This window comes from Larkinella sp. (assembly GCF_965227735.1).
Lineage (GTDB): Bacteria > Bacteroidota > Bacteroidia > Cytophagales > Spirosomataceae > Larkinella.
The window spans coordinates 3,842,501-3,850,000 of the sequence record NZ_OZ245776.1 but is presented as its reverse complement, the minus strand read 5'-3'; the positions used below and the strand labels follow the sequence as shown (position 1 = coordinate 3,850,000).

Below are 7,500 nucleotides of genomic sequence, written 5' to 3'. Positions count from 1 at the left end.
GCCGTTTGAAAAGTTGAATAATCCTGAATTCCGAAACCAATCAAGCGCGGATTCTTTATTTTCATGGCTTCGATCCGGCTGAAATAGGCTTTCATTTCGTCCGTGATTCCCTTTTGTGAGCCTGTCGTACTGGCCGATGAGACCATGTAGATGAACCCATTCGTTAACTGATCAATCTGGCGAATGCGGTTTTCAGTCGTCTGGGGCGTTATCAGGAAGATATTTTGCAAACCATACTGATCGAAAATGGCCTTGTACGCCCGTTCGTATACATCAATTGGCAGATCCGGCACAATGATTCCATCGACACCCACCTCGGCACATTTCCGGCAAAATGCTTCCACTCCGAACTGAACGACCGGATTTAGATAGCCCATCAATAGAATTGGCACCTGAACTTTCTGCCGAATTCCCTGCAGTTGCTCGAACAGAACCCGCAGCGACATCCCGTTCTGTAGCGCCTTCTGGTTGCTTTGCTGAATGGTTTCTCCATCGGCGACCGGATCCGAATACGGCATTCCGATCTCGATCAGGTCAACACCGGCTTCCTGCAAGGTCTCCAAAATCGTTGCGGTATCGTGCAGTTGAGGAAAACCGGCGGTGAAATAAACGTTCAGAATCTGTTCGGACTTCTTTTGAAACAATTCAGTAATGCGGTTCATGGCAGTATTCTTTAGGGAATGGAATGCTTTCCCGCCAGCTTTTACCTGGCGGAAGATTACAGAGTATATGGGATGGTTATTCCGGAAGACGCGTCGTGTAGGCGGCTAAATCTTTATCGCCACGGCCTGAAAGGCAAATGACGACGGTTTCGTCCGGGCGAGCTTTCAGTTTGGATAAACAGGCTAAGGCGTGTGATGACTCCAGGGCCGGAATGATTCCTTCCAGACGGCTCAGTTCAAAGGCCGATTCCAGCGCTTCCTCGTCGGTGATGGCGTAAAACCAACCCCGGCCGGATGAAAACAAATGAGCGTGTAAGGGTCCAATACCGGGATAATCCAAACCGGCCGAAATTGAATACGGTTCAACGACCTGACCGTCTTCGGTTTGCATCAGGATGGTACTGCTTCCGTGCAAAATGCCGGGTTTTCCCAGGGCGGTTGTCGCGGCAGAATGGCCCGACTGTACACCCTGACCGGCGGCCTCGGCGGCAATCAGTTTCACCGACGGTTCGTCCAGATAATGGTAAAAAGCACCGGCGGCATTACTCCCTCCACCCACGCAGGCAATGACATAATCGGGGTTGGCCTGACCGGTTTTTTCCAGCAATTGCTTGCGGGTCTCTTCGGAAATAATCGACTGAAAACGAGCAACCATGTCGGGATAGGGATGCGGCCCAACGACCGAACCGATCACGTAATGTGTATCGACCGGATTATTGATCCAATGCCGCATGGCTTCGTTTGTCGCATCTTTCAGGGTTTGGCTTCCGCTTGTGGCCGGAACAACGGTTGCTCCCAGCATCCGCATCCGATCGACGTTGGGCTTCTGGCGCTCCATGTCGATGCTACCCATATAAACAATACACTCCAGCCCCATCAGAGCGCAAACCGTCGCCGTGGCAACGCCGTGCTGGCCCGCACCAGTTTCGGCGACGATCCGTTTTTTACCCAATCGCTGGGCTACCAGAATCTGGCCGACGGTATTGTTGACTTTGTGAGCACCCGTATGACACAGGTCTTCACGCTTCAGGTAAATCGTTGTATTGTAAGCGGCTGACAGGCGACGGGCATGAAAAAGCGGGGTTGGACGACCCACATAATCGGTCAGTAAATCCCGCCATTCCTGTTGAAAAGCCGGATCGGAAATTATAGAAAGATAATTTTGGCGTAGTTCCTCTACGTTTGGATAAAGCATTTCCGGAATGAATGCGCCACCGAATGTGCCGTAGTATCCCCGTTCGTCGACCTGAAAAGCTGATTTTACTTCTGTAGTTTCCATTGTACTCAAAAACAAGTATGCAGTAACTGTAGAACCGCACCGATTACCGGGCAATTTTCGATTACTATCTATTTAAATAAGGCAGAAAAGCCTGGAAGACCGCAAAATGCGGTCTCTGAATGTATAAATATCTCAATAGTTTTCGGGTTAAGCGACGGTTTCCTCTTCTTCGATGGGTTTCAGTCCGGTGATGATCGCTTTGACCAGTTCGATGTCTTTCAGACCGGGACTCATTTCCACTTTGCTGTTGATATCGACGCCATACAGCTTCAGGTGTTTGAGTTTATCCAGGGCGTCCAGACTTTCCGCATCGATGCCGCCACTGATAAAAAACGGTTTGTCGTTATCGTAGCGATTCATCAGACTCCAGTCGAACGAGATGCCGTTGCCGCCAAACTGATCGCCTTTTGCATCAAACAAAAAGAAATCGCAGGACGGTTTGTAATTGTTCAGCATGCTGAAGTTGAACGTTCCATCAACCGAAAAGGCCTTGATGACGCTAACACCCCGGTTTCGCAGATTCCGGCAGAAGTCGGGCGTCTCGGTTCCGTGCAACTGCACGTATTGAAGGTCGTACTTTTTCACGCTGCGCAGGATATAATCCGGGCTGGCGTTGACAAATACACCCACTTTTTTCGTGCTGCGCGGAAATGATTTCAATAGTTCAGCGTCCAATTCTTCACCAACAAACCGCAGTGATTTGTCGTAAAAAATAAATCCCATAAAATCGGGTGCCAGGGCGAGCAAATCACGGATGTTGTCGGAATCCCGCATTCCACAGACTTTTACTTTCATACGATATAGTGTTTTTGAGATAATGGATGCAACTGGTTCAATTCATCGAGTAAGTGCTGCAAAGCCTGTGCCGGGTCGGCGGTTTTCATAAACGTTTCGCCGATCAGAAAGCCCTGATAACCGACTTGCTGAAGCGCCAGAATGGATTCGGCCTGCTGCAAACCGCTTTCGGAAATTTTGACGAACGACTCAGGAATCAAGGTTGAAAGCCGGACGGAAGTTGAAAGGTCGGTCACAAACGTTTTCAGATTGCGGTTATTGACACCCACCAGATCGACGGTTTCGGTCAGATGGCTGGCCAATTCCTCCTCATCGTGGACTTCGAGCAGCACTTCCAGCCCTAAATCGTGCGCAACCTGACTGTAATTCTGAACTTGTGCGGGGGTAAGGCAAGCGGCAATGAGCAAAATAAAATCCGCACCGATTGCTTTGGCTTCTACAATCTGGTACGGATCGATGATGAAATCTTTCCGGATAATCGGGGTGGATGGATTGGCCTGTCGCGCCTGGATCAAATCGGCGGACGTACCGCCAAAAAAAGGCTCGTCCGTTAAAACCGACAGACAGGCGGCACCGGCCCGGACGTAACCCGCCGTGGTGTCGGCCACCAGAACCTGATCGTTGATGATGCCTTTGGAAGGAGATTTTCGCTTGAATTCGGCAATAATACCCGATGAACCGGGTCGCCGAAGCGCGTCATGAGCACTCAACGACTGCCGACTGAAAAGCGGCCGTTGTTCCAGTTCCCGTTGGGATACGACGGTTTTTTGATAATCTACTTCGGTTCGCTTGCGCTCAATAATCCGTTCAAGTACGTCCATTCTATTCTTTATTCCGGTGGTATTGCACTTTGTAATATTCTTTACAACCGATTTACTCCTACTTTAAGCCTTAAGCCGCCAGCAATTTTTTAAGACTGTCCAACGCCCGCTTGCTTTCCAGCGATTCCCGCGCCTGCTGAATGCCTTCCTCAACGGTTTTCGCCCGTTCGGCGGCTACCAGAGCCATTGCGGCATTGGCAATAACCGCATCCGTTTGGGCAGAAGTTGCTTCGTTGTTCAACACATTCATAAAAATACGGGCAGAATCTTCGACGGACTTACCCCCGGCCAATTGTTCAGGCTGAAGTTGGGGCAAACCGATTTGGTGCGGAGTCAGCACTTGCTCAGCGTGTGCGGTGATCGTTTTAAAGACGCCGGTCAACGACACTTCATCATAGCCATCCAGAGCGTGTAGGATCATAAACCGCTTAGGCGTTTGCTGATAAAGATACGCATACAATCTGGCTAATTCAAGACTGAACACGCCGACGAGCTGTTTTTTCGGGAAAGCCGGGTTCACCATCGGCCCCAAAACGTTAAAAAATGTCTTTACACCCAATTCTTTCCGAATCGGCCCGACATTTTTCATCGCCGGGTGGAAGAGGGGTGCGTGCAGAAAACAAATACCGGCGGTTTCGACTTTTTTCCGCAGCACATCATAGTCATTCGTAAACCGGTAGCCCAGAAATTCCATCACCGTCGACGATCCGCACATGGACGAAACGCCGTGATTGCCGTGTTTGGTAATCCGCTGCCCGGCACCCGCCACGACAAAAGCCGACAAGGTTGAAATGTTGAAGGTATCCTTGCCATCGCCACCGGTTCCGCACAGGTCCATAACGTCATATTCCGACAAATCGACAGCCAGACACAGTTCCAGCATCGCATCGCGAAAGCCTTCCAATTCCTCGACGGTAATACTTCGCATCATGTAAACCGTCAAAAAAGCAGCAATTTGCGAGGTATTGTATTGTCCGGTACTGATTCCGATCAGCACCCGCCGGGCTTCTTCTTTGGTAAGGGTCTTGTATTCAAACAGGTGATTCAGTATTTCTTTCATGAAGGTATCGAAATAGAATGCGATTGTTATGTTAACGATTCAACCAGTTTTCCAGCATCTGTTTTCCGTGCTGCGTTAACACCGATTCGGGGTGAAACTGAACGCCCCGCACGTCATATTCTTTGTGAGCCACACCCATCACCCGCCCTTCTTCGTCGACCGCCGTAACCGTCAACTCGGCCGGAATGCTTTCGGGAATAACCGTCCAGGAGTGATACCGCCCCACCAGTAACTCTTTTGGCAATCCATTGAACAACCGCTCGGAGGTATTTTCCACAAAAGTCCGATGCGCAACGCCGTGGTAGACATCTGTCATGTTTTCCAGCGTCGCACCAAACGCTTCGCTGATTCCCTGGTGGCCGAGGCAAATGCCTAAAATGCTTTTGGTAGGCGCATAGGTTCGAATAATTTCCTGCATAATCCCCGCTTCCGACGGAATTCCGGGACCGGGCGACAACAATATTTTGTCATAAGCATCTACCTCTTCCAGCGAAATTTTGTCATTCCGATACACATCAACGGTATGGCCCAACTCACGAAGGATGTAGACGAGGTTGTAGGTAAACGAATCGTAGTTATCGATAACCAGCACTTTCATAAAAACCGTTGTTTTAGATTGTTTCAGCCTGTTTCATGGCCGTCCGCAAGGCCATCAATTTGTTATGTACTTCCTGCAATTCACTTTCCGGATTCGATTTGGCAACCACACCGGCACCAGCCTGATAATGTAACGTATTGTTCTTGCTGAGGAACGTCCGGATCATGATCGCCTGGTTGAAATCGCCACTAAAATCCATGAAACCAATGCACCCGCCGTAAAAACCACGGCTCGTTTTTTCGTACCGATCAATCAACTGCATTGCCATGTGCTTGGGAGCGCCCGACAAGGTTCCGGCTGGAAAGGTCTCGCCTACAATCCGCAACGGTTTTGTATTCTCATCCAGTTCACCCACGACTTTCGACACCAGGTGAATGACGTGCGAGTAATACTGAACCTCTTTGAAGGTTTCGACTTTAACGGTTTTACAATTGCGACTGAGGTCATTGCGCGCCAGATCGACCAGCATCACGTGCTCGGCGGTTTCCTTCGGATCGTTGTGCAGTTTTTGCGCCAATTCCGCATCCGCTACATCATTACCCGTCCGACGGAAGGTGCCGGCAATGGGATAAATGATGGCGTTCTGGCCCTTAATGACAATCTGAGCTTCCGGCGACGATCCGAACAATTTATAATTGCCGTAATCAAAATAGAAAAGATAAGGCGACGGATTCAGTGAACGAAGAGCACGGTAGACGTTGAATTCATCCCCCCGAAAAGCGGTAGAAAACTTACGGGAAAGCACAATCTGGAATACGTCACCCCGGTGACAATGGTCAATTCCTTTTTGAATAATTTCCAGGAATTGCTCATCCGTAAAATTAGACTGCTCATCCTGCGTAGTTTGGAAGGAATAAGACGGAAAATTGCGGTTTTTAATGAGGGTTTCAATGTAATCAAGGTTATGGGGAGCGGGCTCCTGACCTTCTTCCAAATACGAATGCTCAAAAAGATAGAGTTCGTCTTTAAAATGGTTGATCGCAATTACATACCGAAATGCCTGGTAAACGACCAGCGGCACATCGTTTTCGGCTCCATCCGCTTTCAACGAAATATCTTCAAAAAACTGAACCGCATTGTAGCCAATGTGACCAAAAAGGCCATTGGTAATAAACGGAAACGGGAATTTCTGATACTGAAATCCGGCTCTAAAGTTTTCGATTTCCGTCAGCAAGTCATCTTTTGGAGAAATCTCGACGCATTTTGACGTAGCGTTTGGATAGTCAATTTTTATAGAATTACCATCAAATTCAAATTTGGCAACGGGATCAAAACAGATGTAGGAATAGCTGTTGTCATTCCCGTGGTAATCTGAACTTTCGAGCAGAATACTGTTGACAAACTTATCTCTCAGGCGAAGATAGACACTGACAGGTGTCAAGGTATCGGCCAGCATTTTACGGTAGGAGCTGGTCACCTTGAAGGCCGGTTTTTGTTCTTTAAAGGGTGCAATCATAATTGAAAAGGAAATGGTTAGAAAACAAAAAAAGCCCACTGGTTTGAACAGTGGGCTTTCGAAAGAACCAATAGGATCGGTTTTACAAAGCATGCGCTGACTGTTCAACTTCGATTGAAGAAGAACGCCACCAAAGATTAGAAGATATCAATCCAAAACGCATGGTTACAAATGTTTTTTAAGTCGGGGTGGCGGGATTCGAACCCACGACCTCTACGTCCCGAACGTAGCGCGCTACCGAGCTGCGCTACACCCCGATAGGCAAAGGTAATTATTTTATAAAAAATCAAAAAGAAAAAAGTATACCCATCTCGGTTTATGGAGATGGGTACATTGTAATCTGTGGTGGCGGCAACCTACTCTCCCGGAAGTGACTCCAGTACCATCGGCGTAACGGGGCTTAACGGCTCTGTTCGGTATGGGAAGAGGTGTTCCCCCGCACCCTTGCCACCATCCCAGCTCTTGGGTTGACTTAGCTTCCCGGCTTGGATTCGGGTTGATCTGTCAACGCTGGTGTCTTGGTGTGTATCTTTAAGAAAAAAGGAAATCACAAACCTGCTGCAAGCACTCTCAAGTCGTCGTATCCTGCGACCTTCAGGTCATTAGTACGGCTCGGCTCTAGCGCTCTCACGCCCTGCACCTGCCGCCTATCAACGTCATCGTCTCTAACGTCCTTCATAGAAGACTCATCTCCGGGCCGGCTTCGCACTTAGATGCTTTCAGCGCTTATCCAAACCCCACGTAGCTACCCGGCCGTGCCGTGGGCACAACAACCGGTTCACCAGCGGTGAGTCCACCCCGGTCCTCTCGTACTAAGGGCAGCCCCCGT

General features: G+C 49.1%; 7 protein-coding genes, 1 tRNA gene and 2 rRNA genes (2 of these 10 only partly in view). All 10 read right to left on the bottom strand.

The window, feature by feature from the left end:
- Window positions 1-662, bottom strand: partial view of a tryptophan synthase subunit alpha gene (trpA, locus tag ACO064_RS14965; protein ID WP_421828073.1) — the 5' portion only. It extends 154 nt beyond the left edge of the window; only the first 662 of its 816 coding nucleotides appear in the window; its start codon is at window positions 660-662; its stop codon lies off the left edge, out of view.
- Between the two features lie 76 nt (window positions 663-738).
- The gene (gene trpB, locus ACO064_RS14960; protein WP_421828072.1) at window positions 739-1,941 is read right to left on the bottom strand and encodes a tryptophan synthase subunit beta; all 1,203 of its coding nucleotides are present in this window, start codon (window positions 1,939-1,941) and stop codon (window positions 739-741) included.
- Window positions 1,942-2,088: 147 nt separating this feature from the next.
- The gene (locus tag ACO064_RS14955) at window positions 2,089-2,736 is read right to left on the bottom strand and encodes a phosphoribosylanthranilate isomerase (RefSeq protein WP_421828071.1); all 648 of its coding nucleotides are present in this window, start codon (window positions 2,734-2,736) and stop codon (window positions 2,089-2,091) included.
- Window positions 2,733-3,557: an indole-3-glycerol phosphate synthase TrpC gene (gene trpC / locus ACO064_RS14950; RefSeq protein ID WP_421828070.1), complete on the bottom strand. Its 825-nt coding sequence runs from the start codon at window positions 3,555-3,557 to the stop codon at window positions 2,733-2,735. The genes ACO064_RS14955 and trpC overlap by 4 nt, the downstream gene beginning before the upstream one ends.
- A 70-nt stretch (window positions 3,558-3,627) precedes the next feature.
- Window positions 3,628-4,617, bottom strand: coding sequence for an anthranilate phosphoribosyltransferase (gene trpD / locus ACO064_RS14945; RefSeq protein ID WP_421828069.1), 990 nt, complete (start codon window positions 4,615-4,617; stop codon window positions 3,628-3,630).
- 31 nt (window positions 4,618-4,648) lie between these two features.
- A complete protein-coding gene (locus ACO064_RS14940) occupies window positions 4,649-5,215 on the bottom strand; it encodes an anthranilate synthase component II (protein WP_421828068.1) in 567 nt (188 codons plus the stop codon).
- 13 nt (window positions 5,216-5,228) lie between these two features.
- Window positions 5,229-6,671 (bottom strand): anthranilate synthase component I family protein, encoded by a 1,443-nt coding sequence (locus tag ACO064_RS14935; RefSeq protein ID WP_421828067.1) that lies wholly within the window; start codon window positions 6,669-6,671, stop codon window positions 5,229-5,231.
- Window positions 6,672-6,854: 183 nt separating this feature from the next.
- Window positions 6,855-6,928, bottom strand: a tRNA-Pro gene (locus ACO064_RS14930).
- A gap of 86 nt (window positions 6,929-7,014) precedes the next feature.
- Window positions 7,015-7,126 (bottom strand): 5S ribosomal RNA (gene rrf / locus ACO064_RS14925).
- A 128-nt stretch (window positions 7,127-7,254) separates the two neighbouring features.
- Window positions 7,255-7,500 (bottom strand): 23S ribosomal RNA (locus ACO064_RS14920) (it continues 2,664 nt past the right edge of the window).